General features: G+C 53.6%; 17 protein-coding genes. 5 read left to right on the forward strand and 12 right to left on the reverse strand.

Annotation, left to right across the window (positions count from 1 at the left end; genetic code table 11):
* Window positions 1-166 precede the first annotated feature (166 nt).
* Both MKZ07_RS10285 and MKZ07_RS10290 read left to right on the forward strand, forming a co-directional pair.
* Window positions 167-592, forward strand: a complete 426-nt coding sequence (locus MKZ07_RS10285) for a MarR family winged helix-turn-helix transcriptional regulator (RefSeq protein ID WP_036701092.1) — start codon at window positions 167-169, stop codon at window positions 590-592.
* Window positions 576-1,253, forward strand: a complete 678-nt coding sequence (locus MKZ07_RS10290; protein WP_156949745.1) for a nitroreductase family protein — start codon at window positions 576-578, stop codon at window positions 1,251-1,253. The genes MKZ07_RS10285 and MKZ07_RS10290 overlap by 17 nt, the downstream gene beginning before the upstream one ends.
* 105 nt (window positions 1,254-1,358) lie before the next feature.
* Here the strand turns inward: MKZ07_RS10290 and MKZ07_RS10295 are convergent, their stop codons facing one another.
* The 7 genes from MKZ07_RS10295 to MKZ07_RS10325 all read right to left on the reverse strand — a co-directional run bounded on the left by MKZ07_RS10295 (window position 1,359) and on the right by MKZ07_RS10325 (window position 10,089).
* Entirely contained in the window at window positions 1,359-2,585 is a 1,227-nt protein-coding gene (locus MKZ07_RS10295) for a glycoside hydrolase family 5 protein (protein ID WP_051494046.1), read from the reverse strand.
* A gap of 236 nt (window positions 2,586-2,821) precedes the next feature.
* A complete protein-coding gene (locus tag MKZ07_RS10300) occupies window positions 2,822-5,401 on the reverse strand; it encodes a glycosyl hydrolase (protein ID WP_036701088.1) in 2,580 nt (859 codons plus the stop codon).
* A gap of 362 nt (window positions 5,402-5,763) precedes the next feature.
* A complete protein-coding gene (locus MKZ07_RS10305; RefSeq protein ID WP_036701085.1) occupies window positions 5,764-6,318 on the reverse strand; it encodes a hypothetical protein in 555 nt (184 codons plus the stop codon).
* 117 nt (window positions 6,319-6,435) lie between these two features.
* On the reverse strand, window positions 6,436-7,854 hold the full coding sequence (locus MKZ07_RS10310; RefSeq protein ID WP_341025700.1) for a M56 family metallopeptidase: 1,419 nt from the start codon (window positions 7,852-7,854) through the stop codon (window positions 6,436-6,438).
* A gap of 8 nt (window positions 7,855-7,862) precedes the next feature.
* Complete coding sequence (locus MKZ07_RS10315) at window positions 7,863-8,222, reverse strand: BlaI/MecI/CopY family transcriptional regulator (protein WP_036701083.1); 360 nt, start codon at window positions 8,220-8,222, stop codon at window positions 7,863-7,865.
* Window positions 8,223-8,329: 107 nt separating this feature from the next.
* Window positions 8,330-9,871 (reverse strand): ABC transporter ATP-binding protein, encoded by a 1,542-nt coding sequence (locus tag MKZ07_RS10320; RefSeq protein WP_036701081.1) that lies wholly within the window; start codon window positions 9,869-9,871, stop codon window positions 8,330-8,332.
* Between the two features lie 20 nt (window positions 9,872-9,891).
* Window positions 9,892-10,089, reverse strand: a complete 198-nt coding sequence (locus MKZ07_RS10325) for a hypothetical protein (RefSeq protein WP_036701080.1) — start codon at window positions 10,087-10,089, stop codon at window positions 9,892-9,894.
* Window positions 10,090-10,172: 83 nt separating this feature from the next.
* Between MKZ07_RS10325 and MKZ07_RS10330 the strand changes: the two genes are divergently transcribed.
* Window positions 10,173-10,952 (forward strand): ATP-binding protein, encoded by a 780-nt coding sequence (locus MKZ07_RS10330; RefSeq protein WP_341025704.1) that lies wholly within the window; start codon window positions 10,173-10,175, stop codon window positions 10,950-10,952.
* Between the two features lie 44 nt (window positions 10,953-10,996).
* Here the strand turns inward: MKZ07_RS10330 and MKZ07_RS10335 are convergent, their stop codons facing one another.
* Window positions 10,997-12,166, reverse strand: coding sequence for an MFS transporter (locus MKZ07_RS10335; RefSeq protein WP_036701076.1), 1,170 nt, complete (start codon window positions 12,164-12,166; stop codon window positions 10,997-10,999).
* A 132-nt stretch (window positions 12,167-12,298) separates the two neighbouring features.
* Here MKZ07_RS10335 and MKZ07_RS10340 point away from each other — a divergent pair, with 132 nt between their 5' ends.
* Entirely contained in the window at window positions 12,299-13,240 is a 942-nt protein-coding gene (locus tag MKZ07_RS10340; protein WP_327196400.1) for a LysR family transcriptional regulator, read from the forward strand.
* On the opposite strand, the gene MKZ07_RS10345 is transcribed toward MKZ07_RS10340, so the two are convergent.
* Entirely contained in the window at window positions 13,218-14,378 is a 1,161-nt protein-coding gene (locus MKZ07_RS10345; protein WP_341025706.1) for a copper amine oxidase N-terminal domain-containing protein, read from the reverse strand. The genes MKZ07_RS10340 and MKZ07_RS10345 overlap by 23 nt on opposite strands.
* A 144-nt stretch (window positions 14,379-14,522) precedes the next feature.
* On the opposite strand from MKZ07_RS10345, the gene MKZ07_RS10350 reads away from it, so the two are divergent.
* Complete coding sequence (locus MKZ07_RS10350; RefSeq protein ID WP_341025707.1) at window positions 14,523-15,494, forward strand: helix-turn-helix transcriptional regulator; 972 nt, start codon at window positions 14,523-14,525, stop codon at window positions 15,492-15,494.
* Window positions 15,495-15,679: 185 nt separating this feature from the next.
* On the opposite strand, the gene MKZ07_RS10355 is transcribed toward MKZ07_RS10350, so the two are convergent.
* From MKZ07_RS10355 to MKZ07_RS10365, 3 genes are read right to left on the reverse strand one after another with little or no spacing between them, the layout of a single operon-like run.
* Window positions 15,680-21,466 carry a tail fiber domain-containing protein gene (locus MKZ07_RS10355; RefSeq protein ID WP_341025708.1) on the reverse strand — a complete coding sequence of 1,929 codons (5,787 nt, stop codon included), beginning with the start codon at window positions 21,464-21,466 and terminating at the stop codon, window positions 15,680-15,682.
* 38 nt (window positions 21,467-21,504) lie between these two features.
* Window positions 21,505-21,687: a hypothetical protein gene (locus MKZ07_RS10360; RefSeq protein ID WP_036701070.1), complete on the reverse strand. Its 183-nt coding sequence runs from the start codon at window positions 21,685-21,687 to the stop codon at window positions 21,505-21,507.
* 19 nt (window positions 21,688-21,706) lie between these two features.
* Complete coding sequence (locus MKZ07_RS10365; RefSeq protein WP_036701068.1) at window positions 21,707-24,547, reverse strand: tail fiber domain-containing protein; 2,841 nt, start codon at window positions 24,545-24,547, stop codon at window positions 21,707-21,709.
* Between the last annotated feature and the right edge of the window lie 24 nt (window positions 24,548-24,571).

A 24,571-nucleotide genomic window follows, 5' to 3' on the forward strand; every position in this document is an offset into this window, starting at 1 on the left:
AGATTGCATGAATGGTATATGATTGAGCTATCTGGGAGGTTCTTGCACAAAATCACGGATAATTAGCGCTTGCTTTTTTATATCTCATCCCTTATATTATTTGATGTATCAATCATTGACCCATCAATCATTGAGGAGTCAACTAAATTTCAAAAGGAGGGAACCGATGAATGAGGGCTTAACTGAAAAGTGTATTTTGCAAAGGATGCAGTCTTTGAATACCCGGATCAGCAGCGCTTTTTCCGGCTGTACCGGCCTTAGTGCCTCCCGCTTCCGTTTGCTGCAAGAACTTCTTGCTACCGAGGAAGTAAGCCAGAGCGCCCTGCAGAAATCCCTTGGCATTGACGGTGCCGCGGTGACCCGCCATTTAAAGCAGCTAGAGTTACTCCAATTTGTCAATCGGCGTACCTGCCCGGACGATAACCGCATGACTCTCGTAAGTCTCAATGAGAATGGCCGGCAGCATGTTAATCATTTTTTGCAGGCTAATTCAGAAGTAGTGGAAGGACTGTTTGCCGGCTTCGATCCCGAAGAACGCCAGGCTTTGGCAGACATGCTGGAACGGATGCACCATAATGCCCAGAACCTCTAATCCCTCGAAGGAGCTGTCTAATATGAGCAGTATACAAAAAGTTCAAGATTTCATGGAAGTGGTTAAAAGCCGCCGGTCGGTCAAGCTTTATGATTCCTCCGTTACCATCAGCCGGGAGGAAATGTCGCAAATGCTGGAAGAAGCTTCGCTGGCCCCCTCCTCCGTCAACTTGCAGCCTTGGCGTTTTGTCGTGATCGAAAGTCCTGAAGCCAAAGCCAAGCTACTTCCGTTGGCCAGCTCCAACAGCAAACAGGTGGAGACATCTTCCGCGGTAGTGGCTGTATTCGGTGACCTGAATTTCCCCGAGTATATGGACGAAATCTTCAGCGACACGGTTGCATCTGGCTACATGCCACAAGAGGTGAAGGAGCAGTTCATGGCTGCCTACTTGCCCCTCCTGCAAAGCTTGTCGTTGGAACAAAAACGCGATACCGTATTAATTGACGCCGGTCTGGTGTCCATGCAGTTCATGCTGGTTGCGCGTGCGCACGGCTACGACACCAATCCCATAGGCGGATACGATAAAAACCAGATTGCCGGTGCCTTCGGACTGGATGCACAGCGTTATGTGCCGGTTATGTTAATCTCCATTGGCAAAGCCGCGGCCGCCGGCCACCCTTCCACCCGCCTGGCGGTTGACCGCACGACAGTATGGCACTAAGCTGTACACAGCATCGGCATAGCCGGAAGCTTGTGTTCAGCGCGCAGCAAAAAGCTCTTGGGATGATCCCAAGAGCTTCTTGCTTGTATACCGGCGGAGTCCTCTTTATTGCATCCCCTGCATAATAGCATTGATAATGCCTTGCTGGGTGACGGTGTTGTTATAACGGTTGAACAGGGCGAAGCCATGCTGGCCGTTATAGCCATTGTCCCAATAGACCGGTACGGCCTTGTACTTCTTGGCGGTTGCGGTTACGGCTTTGGCATAGGCGGCACGGTAGTTATTATTGCTTGAATCGTAGGATGATTTGTCAATCGAACCGAATTCACCGATCACTACAGGGTAACCTTGAGTCGTGAATTTATTGTACATGGATTGGAGCTGCGAGTTCAGGTAATCCTCCTGTCCCCAGGTGGATTTTTTGGCAGGGTTCGTCGCTGACGCTCCCCACTGCGTGATATTCCCCGATTCCTCACCGGCAAAATCCCAAGGGGAATAGTAGTGGGCGGAGATCATGATTCTTTTTTCCGGGCCGGGTATGGTGGATGATCTGTAATTGTCAGTTGGGAGCACGAACCCGTAATTGCCCGCCGTGTAGTCGATATTTGTGTTCCACCCCGGAATCAACAGCCATCTGGCGTTATTGTTGCCGCCTGTCTGTCTGACCGTATCCACAAAGATCTGATTGTAAGCATTCAGGTTGGCGTAGTACGCCGGATTCGGATTGTTGTAGCTGCCGTCGAACACCTCGTTCATCGACTCCAAAATCAGCCGCTCGCCATAATTAGCGAACTTATTCGCGATCTGTTGCCACACCTTCTGATACTTCTGCTTAATGGCTGTCTGGTTGCCGCTATTCACCAGAAGCCAGCTGCCCTGAACAGAATTGAAGCCGTCCCCGTGAATATTAATGACGACATACAGGCCTTCATTATAGGCGTAATCCACGACTGCTTTCACACGATCCAGCCACGCTGAGTTGATCGTATAGCCGGGGGCGCTCCCGATATAATTCAGGTAGGAGACCGGGATGCGGATGGTTTTGAAGCCTGCTGCTTTGACCTTTTGGATCAGCTGCGGCGTAATGGCCGGGTTATTCCAGGCGGTCTCGCTGGGAATCCCGTTCACCGAAGCTTCGAGCGAGTTGCCCAGGTTCCATCCGGCCCCCATCTCGCTGACAATCTGTGAAGCCTGCAGCGATCTGAAGTCTGAAGTCAGCGCAGCTGACGTTTCTTCCGCAGAGGCGCGGGAACCCGTGCTGCCGAGCAAGGTGGAAGCCAGTAATACTAGAGCTACGCTGTATACTCCGTACTTTTTGATTTTGGCTAACATATTAGAACCTCCGTTCTTATAGTAATTGCGTCACACGAAAACGGTTACAAGCTTATTTATGGACGACGAAATTGCTTGGATTGCATTCTTATTATCAGGCAAGACACAAGCATCGCTATAGACATTCCGAACATCAAAATATATCCATTATAAAACAGAGTATTGGTATATTGGTTAATCCAGCCGAAACGAAACCCGGAGAATGGGTCAACATCTACGTTTGCGCGCAGTTAAAGTTAAGGCTCAATCCCCCACACCAACTGTCCGTTCACATAACCCGTAACCTGCTCATGATCGGCGAACTGGGTGCTGGTGGCATTGAAGGAATAGTCGTTGGCCTGATTGTAGCCCGACCAGTTGATCTTAGCGAAGCGGGTCTGGATCTCGGCGCTCTGGCCGGGGTTCAGGGTGCCCGCAGCACTGGTGAAGCCAATCTCCAGAGCATAATCCGCACCGGCGGCCGGGGTGTCCAGCTTCACGAAGGTCCCGGTGACGTTCGCATTTCCGATGCTGGCCCAGTCGGTCCAGAAGCTCTGCTGTTGCTCGCCGTCGATTGTATAGTAATAGCGGAGCTTCACATCGCTGAGCTGGACCGGTGCATTCCCGGTGTTGATTACTTTGAACTTGGGTGCGATTCCATTGGTTGAAGCACCGGTGCTGCCGTTGTAGGCCTGAATGGTCAAGTCACCTGAAGGCAGCGGAACGCTGCTATCCTCTACGTTCACAGTAAGCACAACCTCTGCTCCGCCGCTAAAATGAAAAGTGACCGCATGCTGGCCGAGCGGCAGCGTGGCAAGATAAGCCTTTCTCAGAACAACCGCAGTGTCTGTGGCCGTATAGTCCTGACCGGAGATAAGGGTGTAATTGCCGCTCTTCAGGCTTGTCAGCTGATGCCCCTGTAAGGTAAGCGCTACGGAAATATCCTGTGCAAGATTCGCCGCCCGGTCAAACACCGCATGGTCTGGTGAGATGGCAGCACCTGGCGTTGTATCGATGACTTTTACTTTTAACACGGGATCTTGGCCCTGATTGAAATCCAGGACGATCGAATGCTCGCCAACCGGCAGCGTTGCCAGGAACGCCTTAGTGAGCAGCAGTGTGTTCCCGCTTAAGGTATAGTCCTCGTTCTCAGTCAACACGGTAGTGCCGGAACGAAGGGCCGTTAACGTGTTGCCGTTCAGATTCATAGTGACGGTCTGGTCGGCCTGATGCGCCTGAGCTTTGTCAAATTCCACCATGGATGGCGTAATAGACGCACTCGGATGAGGGTTATTCCCCTTCAGATCAGGCAGCTCGTCTAGCGTAATGACATAATCACTCTGATACAGAGTGGTCAGCGTAGCCGGGAAATTGAACGCCGTGCTCATCAGATGCTCTCCGTACCATGGCAGGAAGTAGAGCCAGCCTGCTTTTTCATCGGTCAGATTCTGCACGCTTGGAACGGTGTCGTTCTCGGTCATGGCTACCATCTTCTTGCCGCCAGTCAGATCCACCAGCTGATAAAAGGTCGAGCTAATCGCATCCTCATTCGGCACGCCGGACAGTCCATCATAGCGGTTGTAGATGGTGTTGTATTTATCGTAGCCGACAATATCCACCTGATTATCCCCTGGATACCAGGCCGGAGAAGTGCTGTACACATAGCTGTTATAGGTCCAGATCAGGTTGTGCAGGCCGTAAGTCTCTGTAAGTTCAGTATAAAGCTGATCCCAGAGCTGCTTGTACACCTCCGCACCTGCCGAAGCCCACCAGAACCACGCCCCTTCTCCATTCAGCCCGCCGTTGCCTTCTGCCTCATGGTAAGGACGGAAGATCACGGGCACGTTGTTGTCCTGCAGAATCTGCAGCTGCTCCGCCAAGTCCTTGATCGCCTGCTTCAAGTATTTGTACTCCTTGGTCCCTGGAATCACAGCATTAGCGGTATTGAAATTGGTCTCGGTTGGTTTGTAGGTCGCCTGCTTCCAATCCACAAATTCCCCTAGCTGATAGGAGGTGAAGTCACGGGGAACCGTAAGATGCCAGCTATTGGTCGCAATCCCGCCCTTGGTATTCACCCAGTCGATCATGCGGGCGGTAGTGCCATCCTCCCAGCCATACAGCGGATTATAGTTCATAAGGTCGAACCCGCGGACTGCCGGATATTTCCCGGTCAGATTGTGAATCCAGTCGAACTCCAGCTCGGAGTTGCCGTCATTCCCTCCGCCGTAAATCTCCTGCTGGCCCGATAGCATATGCTTCCCGTATACCTCCGTCAAATAATTCATCAGGAGCTGGGTTTCGGGCGTGGCCTGAGCATCAGAGAGAACGGGCTGTACAATCAGGGGGTCCAGGTTCGCATGATCCACCGTTAAGGCGTCGAAATAAGCGAATCCCCAGCCTGCTTTTACCTGAATAGTATTGCTGCCTTGATTCAGCTTGTGATAGCCGAAGTTGAACTCCTTCCACGTAGTGGTGTAGGGCAGCATATACGAACCCTTCGCAGCACCGTTAACGATTAATGCCTGCTGTCTGCCATCCGGGCTCAGCTCCTGCATATAACGGGTCGAGATCGTATACATCCCGGTTGCCGGGACAGTTACAGTGTAGGTTAGCGTACCGGAGTTCTGCATCCAGACAAAACCGCTTCCCGAATATCCGGGCTTCGGCGTTCCGTAAATCTGGGTCGTCACTTGCAGATCCGGGGTGAGCTGGGCATTCTCGCTTTCGATGGTGATCAGTGCAGGGTCAGCGCGGGCCGCAGGCGGTGCAGTAAGCCCTCCAAGCAGCAGCGTACACGCTAGCAGCATTGTTCCTGTTCTTTTGAGCCATTTCTTCATTTTCTTCTTTCCTCCCCATGAACAAAATGGTAAAACCTTGGTTAAACTATCAGATCATGGTTGCGCTTTCATAGCAAAGATAGCATGTATTCCATAATTTGTAAATACAAATTAGCAAGTATGCCCAGTGGTATGAATTGCAGAGTGGAAGGAATGTTCTGTTTATTGCGCACGGAGGGAATCTAGTGGAAAAAGTACAACTATTCGAGCACTAACGGGGTGCTTGAAAGGGGTATAATTCGGCAGGAACAAGTGCCTTTTTTCGAAGCTAGGTTTCCTTGTTGATTGGCTTCTGTGCCCCTATCCTGCAGGCCCCTGCGATTTCGCAGGAGCTTGTCCGCATTAAGAGCCTCTTATGCTATTCACGGAGCAAAAACCTCCGGGTTGTCGCTCGTCCAAGCACCGATGCAGCCGATCAGGCAGGCTGTGCAGCTTTTCAGCACCCGCCCGCTCAGGCTGTCCTCATACTCTAAGACGATATTGATGCCCTGCCCCCGCCAAGCGAGAATCCGGCCGGAGAAGCCGGGCCACTCACATTCCTCATCCATCGCGGGCTGGCCGTATGCCGCCATCGCTTGTACCGGAGAGGAGCTCATTGCAAGGCTCCCGGGAAGCAGCCCGGGATAAGGAGTCTTGACCCGGTCATCCGCTCCGGGTGCGAGGAATTGAACAGCACCGATAATCCATTCTTGCGGGTCTGGATGCCGGAGTCCGGTCAGATTCTCCAGCTTGGGTCCGCGGTACAGATCCATGCGTAGTGATGATTTCGCTGTCCAGACGATTTCGTCGTTGAAATAGCTTTTTGGTGTGGGCAGTCTCCGGACACCGTAAGGCTTCAGCAGGGCCTGGATACGCTTGGGATCATACGGCTGGCCCAGCATTTCCACCAGTTGCTCGGAGGGTTGCTTCGTGGTCATGTGTTTCCTCTCCTCTTCACTTGTTCTTCTGTAATCCGCTCTTATTATAGCAAAAGCGCACTCCCAGATGAAGCTCAAGGAAGCGCGCTCACTTGCAGGTGCCATCCTAACGAAAGCTTAGTTGGCGTTGCTGAATTTCAGGCCCTCCTTGCCCAGTTCAAAGCCATACGCCTTGGCCAAAGCCTGAAGCTCACTGTCTTCCAGCAGCTTAATCTCCTTAACAGCGTTGTCCTTGTCTCTGATGACCCGGAAATCAGCCGAGCCGTTCCCGTCATAGTAGAATTTGTTGAACTTGCCTTCATGCTGAAGGTCAGGGTCCATGAACAGGCGGATATGCTTGCTGTTGTAAAGGAAGCGGTCCTGGGCCTTGTCATACGTTAAGCCGTAGGCTACATAATCCTTCAATGCATCGTAATTGAAATCGGTGAGAGCTCCGCTTCCATCCGACGATGCTGCGGCCGCATCCGGCCCGCTGCTGTCACCAGTCTCCATTGCGCTCATTTGCGCAGCGCCGCTGTCTGGTTGCACTCCGCTCACGGCCCCGCTGGACTGCTCTGCGAACGCCGATACCGCTCCGGCCACCAGAATGACTGATATGGCTGCTGTCAATACCGTCATTTTCTGAAGTTTCATGATCGACACGATCCTTTCCTTGGCCGCATTTGTACTGAAGCCTATATACAGGGGCATGAACCCCCTCTGTTGCTCCGCCACCTCCAAGAGACATAACGCATAATCCGCCTTGTGCTCTGCACCCAGCTTACGGATGACTCTGGCATCACAGACCATCTCCAGCTCCCGGTTTAGATAGAAAACCATCAGCCAGACCAGCGGATTGAACCAGTGCAGGCATAGAGCCACGGACGCAGCTAGCTTCCATACTGTATCGAAATACCGGATATGCATATATTCATGGGTGAGAATATAATCCATAGCCTGTGCGTTCCCGGTATTCAGGTTCGCAGGCAGGATAATCTTCGGACGCCAGGTTCCGCACGTAACCGGTGTATCCATCCGGTCAAATGTCAGGATGGTAAGCTTACGCCGCAAGGGATGCCGGGCACGCCAGGCCTCAATTACAGGCTCCTGTCTCTGCAGAGGCAGTGCTGTCCGCAGCTCTCTCTTGCTTCTGTAGAAGATCACCGCAAGGATCATAAGCAGCAGTGCAGCGCCGCCAAGCCATATGACACCCAGCTGCTCCGGCTTTAGGAACGGCTGCTCCGGCTCCCCGCCCGCAAAGGCCGTGAATGCTATATCCCGGGCGAACATCCCTGTGTGCAGGGCTGAGCGTTCCGGCAACTGCACTACGGCTGCTGTGTGCGTGCTAACCTGATCAATCGCAGCAGCAACCTCTGCCTGAGGTGACAGCTGCGGAAGAATCGGCACAGAACCCGGAATTAGCAGTCTGGCGATGACAATGCCCCACAGGACCAGAAAGAGCTGTCTGGGTAATTTGTGCAGGGTCACAGAGCGCAGCGCGATCACTAGAACGATCAGCACGCTTGCTGAGATACTTATCTGTAAGATATCCATCATCCCTCGCCTCAGCGCAAGCTTTCCACGATTTGCCTGAGCTTGTCGATATCGGCTTTGCTGAGGTTCTTCTCATTAAGAAATGCAGAGAAGAACATCTCCGCCGAACCGCCATACATTTTGTTAATCAGCTCTTTGGTCTCATACGTCTGCACCTGCTCTTTGGCAATCAGGGCTGTGCAGACAAAGCCGGGGTCTGTCCGCTCTATAGCATCCTTGGCAATCAGCTTCTTAATCACTGTATAGGTCGTATTCCTGTTCCAGCCTGTCTCCTGATTCAGAATTGCGGCCAGATCCCCTGCGGGCAGCTTGCCTTCCCTCCATAGAATCTCCATGACCTTAAGCTCGGAATCATACAGCTTAATCTCCATGCACCAGCCTCCCTTCGTTTGACTACTGTAGTAGTCATACTCCAATACTACTCCAGTAGTCATCTGATGTCAATTATATCCTTTTACTCCTTATTTATTCCATGTCATTAAGCATACAAATAGCTCTGGGCCGTATACATCTGATAATATTTCCCGCGCCGGTTCATCAATTCTGTGTGCGAGCCCGCTTCACAGATCTCCCCCTGGTCGAATACATAGATGATATCGCAGAGCCGGGTCACTCCGAGCCGGTGCGAGATCATGATTGTCGTCTTGTTCTCACACAGCGCGGAGAATTCTTCATAGATCTGCGTCTCCACCTTGGGGTCCAGGCTGGCTGTCGGCTCGTCCATAATCAGAATCTCGCTGTCCGCCCGGCCGAGCGCTCTGGCAATCGCCAGCCGCTGCCACTGTCCGCCCGACAGCTCTGTATCATTGTTCTCCAGCTGGCCTAGCTGGGTATCCAGGCCTTGCGGCAGCTGATCGATGAAGTCCTCCATATGGAAGATCCGCAGCGACTCCTTCTGGAACTCTTGTCCGAAATTTCCCGCCCGGATATTATCCGCGACCGAGAACTGGTATTTAATGAAATTCTGAAATACACAGACCGTCTTCCTTCTGAACGAATCAATGACATCCGCTAACGGGTCTCCACCGATCAGCACCTCCCCTGAAGTCGGCTTGTACAGGCCGAGCAGCACATGAATGAAGGTCGTTTTACCGCTGCCGTTCTCGCCCACTAAGGCAATTTTCTCGCCTTTGTTGATCGTTAATTCAATATTCTTAAGTGTAAGGCTCCCGCTGCCCGGGTATTTGAAATCCACATGCTTGAACTGAAGGGTGGAAGCATCCGCAAGCGTCTTATGCCCGCCGCCGGCATTCTCGGGGAGATCCAGGAAATTCTGCATATCTTCCATATACAGTGTGTAATTGTTCATGGAACTGATTTTATTCACCATACTGCTCAGTGCGCCCGTTATGGCCTGCATCGCTGTGATCACCAGCATAACATCGCCTATACTCATTCTATTCTCTAAGACGCCTAAGCAGGTGATGAGCAGACAGATTCCCAGCGCAATATTCCGCAAGAGATCAACGAGCGCTCCGCCCAGCGTATAATGCAGCAGCAGCCCGAACTTCTCTCTCCATACCTCGCTGCGGATCTCTTCCGTGCGGTCATTGAAATAATCAATTAATCCGAACATGCGGATCTCCTTGGCATATCTTCGGCTTGTCAGCACATCGTACATATAGTTCAACCGGCGCAGCGGCTTGCTCTGTTCAACCGCCTGGAAGTAGCTCCGCTTGCCCTGTGCATTCATCAGCAGCAAATACGGTATGGTGGCAAGCACCGCAATAACGGGAAAATACAGATTGATCTTCAACAGCAGCACGATAAAGGAGAACATGGAGAACATAGGAAGTACGACAGACAAGGAGTTGTTGACGTAGGCCAGAATCCCCTTGTTCACTTTGGACTGGACCCGCTCCAACAGATCATAGACAGCCGGATTCTCCAGCTCTTCCATATCAATAACAGACAGCTTCTTGTTCACCTGTCTGATGAATTCACGGTTAATGTTATATTTCAGACGATTGTTAACATGCGCCGTAATATGCTCTATCCCTTCCAGGACAATCTTCAGCACGGTATATCCGGCGACAAGGATTAACAGTTGTGTGTTACGGCGGAGGCAGACTGGACGAAGGCGAGGCCATCGATCAGGAGCTTGTAGAGCCAGGCTCCCAGCGGGGCCAGCAGTGCACTGAGCGCCATGAGCACCAGTGACAGGTACAAATCTTTGGTGCAGAACAGCTTGACGATCATCTTGAGGTTGCGGACATGAACCAGTATTTTCGTAGTCATATGACCTGATCTCCCGTATCATACCATTTGGCCTGACCCCTGAAGAAGCTGCAATATTCACCCTGTTGCTGCATCAGCTCGGCATGGGTGCCCGTTTCCACGATCTCCCCCTGCTTCATAAATATGATCCGGTCGGCGAGCTTGGCAATTCCGATCCGGTGCGAGATGAGCACAACACTTTTGCCGCGAAAATATTTGCCGATATTGCGGAACTGCTGAGCCGTCTGCACAGACAGCTCGAAGCCCAGGAGCTCAGCTATCAGGATACCTTACATTCCTTCATGGACATCAAGCGAATCATTCTTGATATGAATAAGCAATTGGTATACATACGCACCTGTATTGAAGCAGGCCATGCGGCAAAAGGCGCAGATCATATTAACGGAATTCTGCACCAGATCGAGGCTTCCTGCAACACCATCACTACCGGCAACCTGGCGGTGGATGCCTTGGTCAGCCATGCGCTTCACCACGCCTCTTGCCTGGATATTGCCATGCAGCATAAGGTACAGCTCACCGGTGCACCTGTTAACATTGAACGCTATGATCTGTGTATATTACTTGGCAACCTTCTGGATAATGCCATAGATGCTGCGAGACAGGTCCGGCCGGCTGAGAACAGATCCATTCAGCTTCATATCCATGCGAACAACAATGCCCTCGTTATCTATATCGGCAACTCCATGGCCGCCCCCGCCAGCACAGCAGCGCCATGCCGCCGGGCCCATCCGGAGCTGCACGGAATCGGCTTAAGTACTATTCAGCAGGTTACGGGCAAATACGGCGGGCATCTGAGAACGACGGTCAAGCCCGGGAAGTACGAAACGGTTGTTGTTCTGCCTTATGCGAAGACCGGAAGCTAAATACAGGTTGCCGTGCAGGCATATGGATCAGGAAGTCCACACCCTCAATTTAACTGTTCCTTAGCGCGTTGCCCTTCACGGGAGCTTCTGCCGATCATGAGCTGTACCGCGATCATAAGCACAGTGACCACAGCCAGGCCGGTCAGGGCAAGCCGGAATGAACCCGAAGCATCCAGGATGCGGCCTACTGCAAGGGGACCCAAGGCTCCGAGAATATAGCCGCCGCCCTGGCTCAGTGAGGACCAGGCGCTGGCCTCTTCCGCCCGCTGCGTCATGAGCAGCGGCAGCATGAGCGCCAGCGGGAACAATCCTCCGGCACCGATCCCGAGCAGGACTGCACTCAGGAATGGAGAGCCTGATCCGAGGAGCAACAGCAGTCCGCTTAGCTCGAACAGACTGCACAGCACCAGCCATAAGGTGCGCCGCTGGAATCTGGACGTAAGGATTGGCACCAGAATACTTACCGGAATCTGAATCAGGGTGAACAATGTGAGCAGGTTACCCGCATCATGACGGCTGTAGCCCATAGACATGGATATCGGGGCCAGCCAAGCTGTCAGCGAATAGAAGACACTGGCCATCAGGCCGAAAAATACGGTCAGCAGCCAGGCCCGCTTGTTCGCCACGGGCAGCTTGGCGTGCACACTCTGAGCCTCCGGCTGCAGCGACTTTGCTGTAATTCTCCACCAAGCCGGGAGAGCTGCCAGGGAGAGTACCGCCCATACTGCCAGCGACAGCTGCCAGGAACTGTCCAACCAGGTGAACAAGGGAACAGACAGCCCTGCCGCCAGCGATGCGCCCAGCACCAACGCGGCAGAATACACACTTACCATAGCAGTATGCCCTGGGAAATAACGCTTAATGAAGCCTGACAACAGCGGACCGGCGATTCCGATTCCCACACCTGCTGCGAGTGCGGTCAGAATGAGCCCAGAGGCCGAGGATAACACGCCCCGCGCGGCAGTTGCCGCCCCGATGAGCACCATGGATGCAAAGATTGTACGTTCCATTCCGAAACGGCGGCTGATGCTCACTGCAACCGGTGCGAACAGGCCCATACACAGAACAGGCAGCGTAGTCAGCAGACTCGCCTGCAGGCTGCTCATTGCCAGGTCCCCCTGAATATTGCTAAGCAGCGGAGAGACGGACGTAATAACCGGACGCATATTTAATGAGGCAGCCAGTAGGGCGATGAATAATAACAGGAAAGGCAACGATATCAACTCCAAGTAGTATAATTTGTGTCATTCTTGTATAGCTCGAGTATAAATATGCGCCATACATTGTTCAATACTATTATTTCTATTATTATAATAGTATATAACTATGATTATTCTCTGAACGGAGTGATTCATTTGGAAACCCGCCATTTGCATTATTTTCTGGCTGTGTGTCAAGAACTGCATTTCACACGGGCCGCTGAGAAGCTGGGAATCAGCCAACCCACGTTAAGCCAGCAGATCAAGGTGCTGGAAGGTGAGCTGGGGCTCCCCCTCTTCGACCGGATCGGCAAAAGAATTGCCCTTACCGAGGCTGGTGCACTCCTGAAGGAGTACGCAGTCCAGATGGTACAGAATGAACACAACGCCAAGGCGGCCATGGATGAACTGCGTCTAGACAACCGCGGCACCATCCGGCTCGGGCTGCTGCCTTCCGACCTTGATTACCAGTTAACACCGCTGCTGGTTAAATTCCACGAGGATTATCCAAATATACGGCTTCAGGTATTCGCCTCGACGGTCATTCAACAGGAGGTGCTGGATAACAAGCTGGACATCGGGATCTGTCTCCAGGGGCCGCGCGATGAACTGTTAACCAAGGTGGATCTGGGCTGGGAGCCGTATCATCTGATTGTCCGGGGGGATCACCCTTACGCTGCCAAGAGCCATATCGAGCTGTCTGAACTTCAGAGTATCCAGCTTGTGATGTACCCGCGGACTTTTATCGGCAGAGAGCTGGTCGAGAACACCTGCCGGGAAGCCGGCTTCGCGCTGGAACCGATTATGGAGACCGGATCGGCCACCTCGCTGATCCAGCTGGTGCAGGCCGGAATTGGCGGTACCGTGCAGCCGGGCAGTCTCATGGACGCAATAAAGAACAGCGGTCTCCGCTCCATTCCCATCCTGGATTCGCCGCCCATCCGCAAGCTCAGCTTAATCTACCGGGCAGACCGTTACATCACCAAAGCAACCCATACTTTTATCGGCTATCTGAAGGAGTTCTGGATGGATCACTTGGAATCTTCCCGTACCGATAATATAAGCACTAAGTCTCCAACCGATACGTAAATACGCTGCTCGCCTTCTTGTTATTGGTGAACATAAACTGTAATTCAGACCGATCTGCACTTACTCCGGTGAACTGAATTCCGTCATATGTGAACCCGGCCAGCTCTGTAGGATCGATACCGAATTCCTCATAAAGAACAACCGCCTGCTTAGCTACTGTATCAATTAGAGTAAGTATGCCGTCTTGTGAAGAACGGACAATCAGAATATTGCCGCTTATCCCTTCGATAGTATAGGTTGCTTCTGGTGTCCCTGCCAGCTTGGAGTGATTCCAGATCTGCTTGACGGAACCATCCGGGGCGATTAAGCGAACAGAATGACCGTCATTCATCACGGCATTTCCTTCATAGATCTTGATATCCTCAGGGGAGAACTGCCAGTAATTCGCTTTAGATTGGCGCAGGACAACCCCTTTTCTCACGAACAGATTGTATACGGTCAGGTTTATGGATGGCTCCCCGCTGCTATATTGAATGGTCACCAAGTCGGCATCATCAGATATCTTCTCGGCAGTAATCCGGGTGCCTGCAATATAATATGGATCAAGCTTTGCTGTAGAAGCTCCCACCGTATGAACCTTACCCGTGATATCTCTTTTGTACAAGGTGCCGTCTACCCCATTCAAGAAATATGCGTTCTTGTTAGTCAGGCCTTCACCGGCGAATTCAGGATAGCTGATGTACGCTTCACGGTGGACGGCATCCCACTCCAGTGACCCGCCAATCGCATCATTCACGAAGCGTAGAGGGATATAGAGCTGCTTATTCACCTGCTGGAAGGCAGCGGAATAGGTGATCTGCTTCCCGTTGACAGAAGCGTGAGTGCTGCCGATCTTCATGCTGCCCTGCGTGAGCAGATTCTGAATGGTGAGCATTCTGGAATGCTCGTCATATGTAATAGTCGCCCCTCTCACATACAGCTTATCCAGCGAGAGCATGACTGTATTGTTGATTAGCGTAGCGCCCCCAGCGGTTGAAGTAATCTGCTCTTTGTTCAGATAGACCTGGATCGCGGGTGCCCCAGCAGTGGCGGATTGAGTTGTACCGGAGGCAGCAACAGCGGGGGCAGGAGAATGAGCCACGCTCGTGACAAGAATACTAATTCCAATGATCTGCATGAGCTTTTTGAATGTAATCATAACGTACCCCCTTCATTTCTCAGAAAATACCATATTTCCTATCATAGCATATTACAGATGGTACAGCCGAATACTAAATGGTAGACTGAGGAAAATACACGACTCAACCGTTAACGAATTGAGAACTTAGGAGAGAATAACCCGATGGCCAAATGGGATAATATGCTCGCAATGCTGTGGATGCTGAGGTCCGGCAAGAAGCTTACTGCCGCTCAGATTGCAGATCAGCTGGAGATCAGTGTCCGCACGGTGTACCGGTATGTCGATGCCTTATGTGCCAGTGGGGTGCCGGTAGTCGCCGAATCGGGGCATGACGGCGGGGTACATATTCTGGAGAGCTTCAGTGAGACGCCCCTGTTCTTCAGCTCCATGGAGCTGAGAGCGCTGCTCGATGCCTATAAATTCGCGCAAAGCGCTGGCTATCCCTTCGCCCTGGAGCTGGAAAACGCACTCAAAAAGGTAGAGAACGGACTGCACGATGAACAGCGCCAAGACCTGTCGCTGCACACAGGCATTCTCGATGTGATCGCTCCGTCCCGTTCCCCTTTAGTCGTCCCTTTGCTGCGGGAGCTGGAGCAGGCTGTGAAGGCGGGCCAGACGGTTCACCTCACCTACCGGAAAGTGAATGCAGCACAGAACGAGGAGCGCGTAGTCGATCCGTATGGTCTGGCTTACGACCGTTCGGAATGGTATATGGTTGGGTTCTGTCACCGGTCACAGGCCATGCGGACCTATCGTGTGGACCGCATTGTCAAGCTTGCGTTAACGGAAGCCAGCTTCCCTAAGCCGGAGCCCTTCTCGGTATCTGATTATTTCCGCACCCAGCTGGAGCTGGAGCCGGAAGAAAATGCTCCTCAGCTCATGATCCGTATCGAAGGAGAGCCGGATGCGCTGAACAAGCTATGCGGCAACTGGCATCTGCGGCACTACCTTACGGAGCGGACCGACCGGGAGGCGAGGTTCCTGCTGGATGCTCCCTCTATGAATAAATACCTTCCCAAATATCTGTTGAGCTTCGGCACTTCCATACGTATTCATGAGCCTCTGGAGCTGAAGGAACAGATTCAGGAATTGGCCTGTGAGATTAGCAGACATTATAGGAACGATGGTGAATGAACTTCACTGACAGCCTCTGTCAGATTTGCCCGCAATTTGCCGTCTGGACTGCAGAAGCGAAAGACATTCCGGTGGATGGCATGCAGCAAGAAATGACTATGGTACTCTGCCTAACAAAACAGCTCCTGCTGCATATTTGCGGCAGGAGCTGTTTTGTTACCTTATGTGCTGAGGAGTTGTTGCCATTAAGCGCCGGCCAAGGCCGTAACCTGAACCTTGAGCTCATTTACCTGCTTACGCATGTCTTGAGCTTCCTTCTGCTGCTTCTGAACCACCGTAGTCAGTACGCCGATAATGTCCATCAATACTACAGACTTGTGATCCGCAGTAGAGAAAATCTGTGGCACATCCTCGGCGATGAAGCCGATATTCTGCTGCTTGCCGTTCTCCGTCTTGTAGTTGAAGGTCACCGGCTTCAGCTTGTTCAGCAGCTCCAGCGCCTTCTTCACCGGCAGACTGGCAATGTTCTCCTTGTAGGTCCGGGAGGAGGTCTGTGCGAAGTTCGTTGCCCGCAGGTTGCCGTTCACATCCAGCTTATAGTTATCTGCTGGCGCTTTGCCAATCCCGACATTGCTGCTGGAATCTAGCGTTAATGCGCCCGCCACCTGGACAAGTTGATCATAGACGGAATCCTGGCAGACCAGCTTCTGCATACTTCCCTCAATGCCCGCCTGCCATGCGTTTGCCGTAGTATCCCAGAGAATCTGTGCCTTCTTATCCTTGCCCCGGTCAAGCTCGATCCCCCGGGTAACCGTCAGGCTGCCGCTGATCTTGGCATCCTTCACTGTCAGTGTATCACTGAGCTTCAGTTCCTTTGCTGACAATGTGCCTGTGAAGGCGGCGTCCTTCGCCGTGAACATTCCTGTAATTTCGGTATCCGCTGCCTTTAGTAATGTATCGATCACTGCGTTCTTCACGGATAACGATCCGTTCACAACAGCATCAGTGACGGTTAACTTCCCGGATACCGCCGCATTACCGTTCACATCCAGCTTGGCGGCCGGTGCAGCGGTGCCGATTCCGATATTGCCGGAAGCCACCTTAAGCACAGCGTTCAGATCTGTAAGCTCCTTATGCGTATGACCGCTGTACGAGAGCTGTTTCAGGCTGCCTGCAAGTCCCAGTTGCCATTCAGCCATCGCTTCGTTCCATACAATCTGTGCCTTGGCACCTGTACCCCTACCCACATCAATCCCCCGGCTAAGCGTAAGGCTGCCCGTAACATCAGCATCCTTCGTGCGGAGCATTCCGCTAAATTCGGTATCCGCAGCCGTTAACATGCCGCTGACTGCTGCGTCTGTAACGGTCATACGGCCGGATACCGCCGCATTGCCGTTCACCTCAAGCTTGGACGTTGGCGCTGCGGTGCCGATTCCGACATTCCCGGAGGCGATCTTCAGCACCCCTGTCAGTTCGGACAGCTCTTGGTGTGTATGGCCGCTGTAGGAGAGCTGCTTCATGCTTCCTGCAATTCCCGCCGTCCAGACATCCTGGGCTTCATCCCAGAGTAGCTGTGCCTTCTGATCCGTTCCTCTGTCCACTGCAATTCCCTTACTGAGCGTAAGATCGCCAGTGATGGCAGCATCCTGAGCGGTGAAACCTCCGCTGACGGTGACCTCCTTAAGTGCAGCCAGGCCGCTGATCTTTGCACTTGCTGCTGCCAAGCCACCGCTTAATGAAGCCTCTGTGACCGTCAATGATCCGCTGACCACGGCATTCCCTTTGACCTCCAGCTTAGCGGCCCGGGCATCCGTACCAATCCCGACATTGCCTCCATCAACAGTGATCGCCTCCGCCAGAGCAGCATACTCGGGGTGGATATGTCCCTTGAATTCTATGGTCTTCAGGGTATCTGAAACTCCGGCCAGCCATTCATCTGCAGTCTCATCCCATAGCAGCTGGGCTGGAAGAGCGCTGCCGCCGCGGAATACCTCCAGACCGGCATTTTGGACAATGTGATCACTCTTAGGGTCATATTTGTTAACTCTTATAATGTTGTCCTCAACCTCAAGCTGAGCCGCATTGATCGTCACAACATCGCCATTCACCGTCAGATTCCCGTTCACGGTCAGATCCTTGGAGATGGAGGCGCTGACTGCACTAAGCTCCCCACGGATTACTGTATTGCCTTGAACATCAAGCTTGGACTTAGGGTCAGGGCTTAAGGTTCCGATGCCGACCTCTCCGTTTTTGGTAACACTGAACAAGCTGTCTCCGCCAGTTGCTCTAACATCTAACAGGGCCAGCGGGGCCGTAGTTCCGATGCCGATATAACCCTTTGCATCCGAAGACAAGGTAACCGCATTGCCTAGCGGATTGAACAGCTGATGCTGGCCGCCCTTCCCGGTGCCGAACTCAGCGAACTTCTCCCCATCGCCATAGAACCAGGAATTCAGCTCATTATTCCAGTAGATCCGGGCATTCGGTAGGAGAATTCCATCTTTATTCAGACCGCGAGGAGCTTCGAACCCTCCGGCAGTCACATTCCCGGACACCACCGCATGATTGCTAATCACGGCACCCGCCGCATTTATCCCTTTGTTAAAAGAAGCCGTGCCTTCGAATACAGCATCACTATGAGCAGTCAGCTTACCTGAGAAGGATGCCGCGCCAGAGACCTCTGTCTCCGTCCGGAAGACCGCCTTGCCTGCCACATCCAGCACTTCAGTCGGATTATCCGTGCCCACACCCATTTTGCCGCTGCGGGTCAGGCTGAGTACCGTTCTGCCGGCAGTGCCCAGCTTCCAGCGGTCCTTGGCCCACTTGATCTGCGCGTTAGTCTCGGTGCCTTGCAGCACCTCAATGCCGTCTCCGACCGTCACTGTTCCTGCAATTGCCGCGCTGGCGGCAGTGACTGCTCCTGTAATTGCTGCACCCGCAGCCTTCACTGCACCGGAGGCTTGGATATTGCCGGATGAATCGACTACGACCGCCGCACTATCCGCAGGTGTTGCCAGCTGCCACTGGTCCTTGACCTCATCCCAGGCAAGCTTGACCGGATTCTGATCCGGGCCGCGATAGATCTCCAGTCCGCCGCCTGCAAGAGACTTGACTGTTCCAGCATCCTTATTAAGGGTAATCCAGGGACTGCCGATATCTAGCTCATCCGTGGCAATTTTGGCCGAGGTCCCCCGGATCTCCAGCTCTCCGGCTACCGTCAGATTGCTGCCCACCGTCAAGTCATGGTGAATATCCACATCCCCTTCGGCGCTGGCGCTGAGTGCCAGAATGTCACTCTTCGGATTGTACAGCTGGCTATGAAGATGAAGAGCATCCGCACTCGCCATCTGTGTCAGCTTGTCCCAGGAGCTGCCGCTGGCGACATTCTCCAGCGAATTTCCGATACCCACCTTCCACTTCCGCTCGCTTTCGTTCCAGAACATCCGGGCAGGCGGCTGCGATTCGCCCCGGAACACTTCGATGCCGCTCTCGGCGGCTGGCGGGGTATCCCCTGCGAATTTGTTGATCTCAATGACGTTATTGGTGACGACCAGATCCTCACGGTTAAGCGTGGTCGTGGTGCCTTTGACGATCAGGTTGCCGTCTACCTTAACCAGACCCTGAACCGCCAGACCGCCGCTGACTTCCACCCCGTTATTGACGGTCAGGGAGCCCTGTACCTCAGCATCATTGATCATTTCAAAATCACCATCTGATGTAACCTGGACAGCCGTATTGCCCGCGCTATCGCTCAGGGAATTGTGCCGGTGCAATCCATCGGCATCCGAGCTGACCCCTCCGGTCAACGCATCCCAATTACTTCCGTAGGCTATATTGGACAGTTCATCGCCGAGTCCCAGCTTCCATCTGCCATCCGTCTCGTCCCAGAGCAGCTTGGCGCTCGGGTTCAGCTTGCCCCGGTAGACCTCAATACTGCTCTGTTTCAGGGAGGAACTGTTCCCCTCGAATTTATTAAGTTCAATCCGGTTGCTGACCACCACCAGATCTTCCTTTTTGACGAAGGTAGTGGTGCCCTTGACCGTCAGATTACCTTCAATCGTGGCCGATCCTCCGACACTCAGGTCCGACTTCAGCGTTGTACTGCCCTTGGCCAGCAGCGTACCGCCGAGCTCCATATTCCCGGATGCCGACAGCCGTCCCTGTCCGTCTGCCGAGAGAATCGTTCCGCCGGACGGTGTACTCAGTGTGCTGTGCTTGTGGGAAGCATCCGCCACGGACCCGCTGGTCAGCGTGTCCCATTTGTTCCCGTAGGGAATGTCGGACATGCTGCCTTCAAGCCCGATTCTCCACTTGCGGTCTGCTTCGTTCCACTCCATGCGTGCTGCCGGAAGCTGACTGCCCCGGTAGACATCCAGCCCTCCCTTGTTACCCAGAACTGAGTGGTCTTCCGCCTTATTGACCGTAAGGAAGCTGTCTGCTACCTCTTGCTCAACCTTCCGGATGACCACCTCTTCTTCCCGGACGATCAGCTTGTTCACGGTCAGAGTCTCGCCGACCATCAGCTCATGGGGGATATTCACATTGCCGTCCGCACCGATCTCCAGCGCAAGCAGGCTCTTGTCTTCATTATGGAACTGCCTGTGGGTATGCAGAGCATCTGCATTCCTGTTGCCGCCAGTCAGCTCCTCCCACTGCTTCCCGTCAGGAATATTGGTCATATCCCCGTTAGCGGTGCCGGTCTGCCAGGATTTCACAGCTTCATTCCAGGCTATCTTGGCATTGGGCAGCGTGGCTCCCCGGAAGACCTCCAGGCCATCCTTCTGGGATACCAGCGTCCCGGATACGCTCATCCCCCGGTCAACTAGGACCGTCCCCTCGTTGTCCGTGCGAAGTGACGGCTTGCCATCCGCAGCCTTCAGCTGGCTGTGGCTATGCAGACTATCCGCATTCGCACCGTGATGCAGCTGCTCCCAGTCTGCGCCATAAGCCACCTTGGACATTCCGCTGGCGTCGTCACCTGCCTGCACTTCGGTTCCAATCATCCAGCTCTTATTCTTCTCATCCCATTGCAGCTTGGCGCTGGAATGATCCTTGCGCAGGATCTCGATGCCCATCCGGTCATCTTCAGCCACATTCTGATTCAGGGTGACTTTGCTGCCGCCAATGATAACCTGGGGAACATCCAGCATCGCCATCCCACCGCTGACTTCAATCCCTTGCTTCGCGGAGAAGGGCCCCTCCATGGTCGATGCGCCGGAGACCTCCAGATCGCCGGACTCATTCACCTTGAACACCGCTGCGCTGCCCGAGGTTACAGATAACGTGCCGTCTATATCCACTGATCCATAAGTGCTGATGGCCCCCGCCTTGATGTCACCCGTGAACTCTGTCAGCACAGCGTGAACATTAAGCCGGCTCCCTTCCTCGCCATCGAGGTCCTTCGAATTGCTGAGGAAAGGCGTCTCAGGCTTCTTCTCTTTGCCGATAATGATCTGATCCGCCTTAAGCACCGTCCCGCCTGCGGCCTTCGTCACCAGCTGAGACCCGTCAACATCCGTCTCATAGATCCCGCCGATTGTTAAGGACCCGTCCTGGGAATGCTTCAGATTCACCCGGGCCAGCAGGATATTCTGGTGTACATCTGCGGGCTTCCGGGAGCTTACTTCTATTTTGGCCTGCTCCAGCACATGGATGGGATTATTTCCTCCCTTGAGCAGATCTTTATCCGTCAGCTCTTCCTGATAGCTGATGTAAATATAGATCTGATCCGAAGTGCTGTACCCCGAGAGGTTAATCACCCGATTAGGGTGAGCGTCACTGACCATAATTTCCTGGCTGATCTCCTCATTGTGCTCCGGGTCGGTGACACGGTTGAGAGCAAAGCCCGGAGCAATCTCAATGGTTATCCCGTCCCGCATGGTGACCTTAAGCCCATCCACGACTCCCCAATCATGGAAATGACGGTTATGCAGCTGCCGCACACGCTTATGGTAATTCTGATCCAGCGTCAGATCCTCTTCCTTCAGCAGCAGCCCGTTGAAATAATTCATGCGTTTCATATCCTTTGGCACAATCCCACTCCTCCCGGCTCTTCATAGTTACAGCTTGCTTAGGCCTGAACGGACTCCTCTTCAGCGGCAGCCAGCTCCTCCAGCACCTGTATGGCCCCGCTGATGCGTGTCAGGGTATATCCCAGATTGGTACGCTTCTCGTCCAGCTCCTGGATCATCTGCCGCCCGGATTCCAGCTCTGCCTTCAGTTCATTCATACGTGCTTCCAATTGTTCTTTCATAAGTTCATCCTCCTAAGGTTTAGGCACCCTGCAGGGTGTCGATTTGTTTTTGCATTCTTGTAATTGCCTTCTGCTGATCCTTCATGACGCTGGTCAGAACGGCAATGATATCCATCCCGCTGATCGCCCGCTGATCCGGATCGGCCAGAACAGCAGGTACTTCTTCCGCAATGAAGCCGAGGGTCTTTTGCTTGGTGCCTCCTTTGTATTTAAAAGAGACCGGATTTAGCCCGTCCAGCAGCTGCTTCGCTTCCTTGACCGGAATATCCGCAATATTGTCCTTCAGCTCGCGCGAGGACCACCAGTACATGCTGCCGTTGGCATAGACCCCGCCGCTGGCATGAAGATAGATGCGGTCGCCGGCATCATTAGAGACTCCGATGTCCAGCACGCAGTTCTCCCCGCTGGTCGGATAGTACTTGATCCAGGCCGAGTCGCCGCTGCCTCCGCCGGGATCGGACGGGAAGATAATCCCGTTGTTGCCGCTGCCCGCGCTCGGGATCAGGGCATTTCTCACTTCCAGGCTACTGTGGACAGAAGCATAAGACCAGTCGTTGCCGTAATTGAGCACCAGATGGCTGCCATTATCAACTAGCGCCCGGCCGGGAGCCCCCCGGCGTCCGGGATAACCGATGCAGAAATCAGCGCAGCGTACAGTGGCGGCGAATTCCTCAGCCACATCCAGCTTTTTGAATTTGCCGGCGAAGTTAAATACGTCTGTCTTGATACTGCCTTTGATCTCAAGATCACCGCCAATATAGGCGCCCCCCTTCACCTGCAGGGAGCCATTGACATCGAGATTGTCCCAGATGGAGACTCTGCGGACTCCCGACATCCCGTTACCCGCGATCATCAATGAATTGTAGTTCGTGGTATCGTTACTGATCTCGGCATTCTTGGGTGATTGACCCGTGAAGCCTGTCCATCCAGAGGTGAAGCGAACCGGATTCTGCCCGCTCAGAATACGCATTTCCCCTGCCACGTCCAGCTTGTCCGCAGGCTCCAGTGTGCCGATGCCCACATTACCGGAAGCTATCAGAGAGATATGGTCACTCCTGTCATTGGAGGTACCGATCTCCAGTGTGCAATCCTCGCCTGTACGGGGATAGTACTTGATCCAAGCCTGATCATACCCGCCTCCGCCCGGATTGGCCGGGAATATAATGCCGCTGTGCTCCCCGTTCCCCGCGCTAGGAATAATCTCCTGGGAGGCCTGCATTGTCCCGTTCACATACAGAAATCCGTTCACATCCAGCCGGTCCCAGATAGCGACCTTTCTCTTCTGCCCGGCAGAGTTATTGCCGACTATCATCAGGGCCTTGTAGTCTGTAGTATCGTTACAGATCTCCGCACCGTTCGTCTGTTTGTCGGGAAAGCCCGTCCAAGCTGAGGTGAAGCGGAGCGGGTTCCGGCCGCTGAGCAGGCGTACGCTGCCCTCGACATCCAGCGAATCCTCCAGTACCTTCTGCGGGCCGATGCCGACATAGCCGTTCTTATTCCAGGATAATGCCTGCTTGTCTGTGCGGGAGCCATCAGCATTAACCGTCCGAGTACCGAGTGCCCCGCCGCTGCCGCCGAATAACACCGGACCCTCTACCTCTGCCGCAGCGAAGGGCTTCCCGGCGCCGAACCAGCCCAGGCCATGCGAATGGTCAACCGTGTCCGGGTTCGTCCCCTTCAGCAGCAGGATTCTGTCATCCTGAAGGGCAAGATCAGCATCACTGTACAGCTTGCCCGCTCCAGTGAAGCCTAAGCTCAGGCCTGATGGCGAAGACAGCTTACTGTGCCGGTGCAGCAGATCAGCGAATTCAGACTTGATCAGGCTGTCCCACTCGTTGCCGTAGGCAATGGTCTTTAGATCGTTGCCAAGCCCGGCCTTGAAGCATTTATCCTCCTCCACCCAGACAATCCGCGCATCATGCTTGCCCTCGTCGCCCCGGTATACCTCCAGACCGCCATCACGCGCACCGGGAAATACATAGTTCGGATCATCCGTGTTGGGGCTATTCACCTCGACGAAGCTGTTCATAATCCGCATCTCGCTCTGGGCCTTGTCCTTGCTCTTCAGAATCAGCTCGCCCTCAATCGTTAGCGCTCCGGCTACGCTCATAGCCCCGGTGAAGCGTGTCTCGGGAGCTCTGATCTCCAGCACTTTGCCAGCCTGCAGTGTAGACATGGACGGCATCGCTGCCAGAACGGCTTCACTCAGCCCCGCGCTGTCCATGCTGTCTTCACTCTGAACCGGGATTACCAGCTTCTCCGTGACCAGCTTCTTGCCGGCGGCACCGGCATAGGTTCTTAAGGGCGTCCGGGCCGCATCGCTGTCGTAATCGTATATACATGTACTGTCGATGGTCACTCCCGCCCCATCGGTACGGGGAACCACCCGGGCCAGAAGGATCGTGTCCGTCCCCTCAGGCTTGGTGGTCCCATACCTGATTTTCCCCCGCTCCCAGATATGGATCTGTTCCCCTTGTCCACGCTCGATGCTGTAGTCGGCCTTCACCTCTTCATAGCTGACCCAGATGTAGATATTCTCATTGGCGTTATACTCGGAGAGGTTGACCGGATTATCCGGATGCCCCTCATAGATCAGGATTTCCTGGCTGATGCTCTCATACTTCTCACCATTCTTGACCAGCACCAGATTCAGGGCCAGCCCCTCCGCAATGTTCACCTTCATGGATTCCCCCGGCTTCGCAGAGGGCAGTACCTTGAGCCCGCAGACAATCCCCCAGGTATGCAGATAGCGGTTATGCAGCCGCTGCAGGCGCAGGTGAAACTCCTGATCGAGCATGTAATCCTCAGCGTTCAGGAAGAGCCCGTCAAAGTAGCGCATTCTTCTTAATTCTTTTCCCATGATTCGCTTGCCTCCCGGTCTATA

The organism is Paenibacillus sp. FSL P4-0338, from assembly GCF_038002365.1.
In the GTDB taxonomy this organism is placed as follows: domain Bacteria; phylum Bacillota; class Bacilli; order Paenibacillales; family Paenibacillaceae; genus Paenibacillus_AQ.

Coding starts and splice junctions, on each gene's coding strand:
- MKZ07_RS10315 (WP_036701083.1), bottom strand. CDS start 8,222: ATGGAGATTAAGCTGTATGATTCCGAGCTTAAGGTCATGGAGATTCTA.
- MKZ07_RS10300 (WP_036701088.1), bottom strand. CDS start 5,401: ATGAAGAAATGGCTCAAAAGAACAGGAACAATGCTGCTAGCGTGTACG.
- MKZ07_RS10360 (WP_036701070.1), bottom strand. CDS start 21,687: ATGAAAGAACAATTGGAAGCACGTATGAATGAACTGAAGGCAGAGCTG.
- MKZ07_RS10350 (WP_341025707.1), top strand. CDS start 14,523: ATGGCCAAATGGGATAATATGCTCGCAATGCTGTGGATGCTGAGGTCC.
- MKZ07_RS10325 (WP_036701080.1), bottom strand. CDS start 10,089: ATGACTACGAAAATACTGGTTCATGTCCGCAACCTCAAGATGATCGTC.
- MKZ07_RS10330 (WP_341025704.1), top strand. CDS start 10,173: ATGGGTGCCCGTTTCCACGATCTCCCCCTGCTTCATAAATATGATCCG.
- MKZ07_RS10310 (WP_341025700.1), bottom strand. CDS start 7,854: ATGATGGATATCTTACAGATAAGTATCTCAGCAAGCGTGCTGATCGTT.
- MKZ07_RS10295 (WP_051494046.1), bottom strand. CDS start 2,585: ATGTTAGCCAAAATCAAAAAGTACGGAGTATACAGCGTAGCTCTAGTA.
- MKZ07_RS10290 (WP_156949745.1), top strand. CDS start 576: ATGCCCAGAACCTCTAATCCCTCGAAGGAGCTGTCTAATATGAGCAGT.
- MKZ07_RS10305 (WP_036701085.1), bottom strand. CDS start 6,318: ATGACCACGAAGCAACCCTCCGAGCAACTGGTGGAAATGCTGGGCCAG.
- MKZ07_RS10285 (WP_036701092.1), top strand. CDS start 167: ATGAATGAGGGCTTAACTGAAAAGTGTATTTTGCAAAGGATGCAGTCT.
- MKZ07_RS10365 (WP_036701068.1), bottom strand. CDS start 24,547: ATGGGAAAAGAATTAAGAAGAATGCGCTACTTTGACGGGCTCTTCCTG.
- MKZ07_RS10345 (WP_341025706.1), bottom strand. CDS start 14,378: ATGATTACATTCAAAAAGCTCATGCAGATCATTGGAATTAGTATTCTT.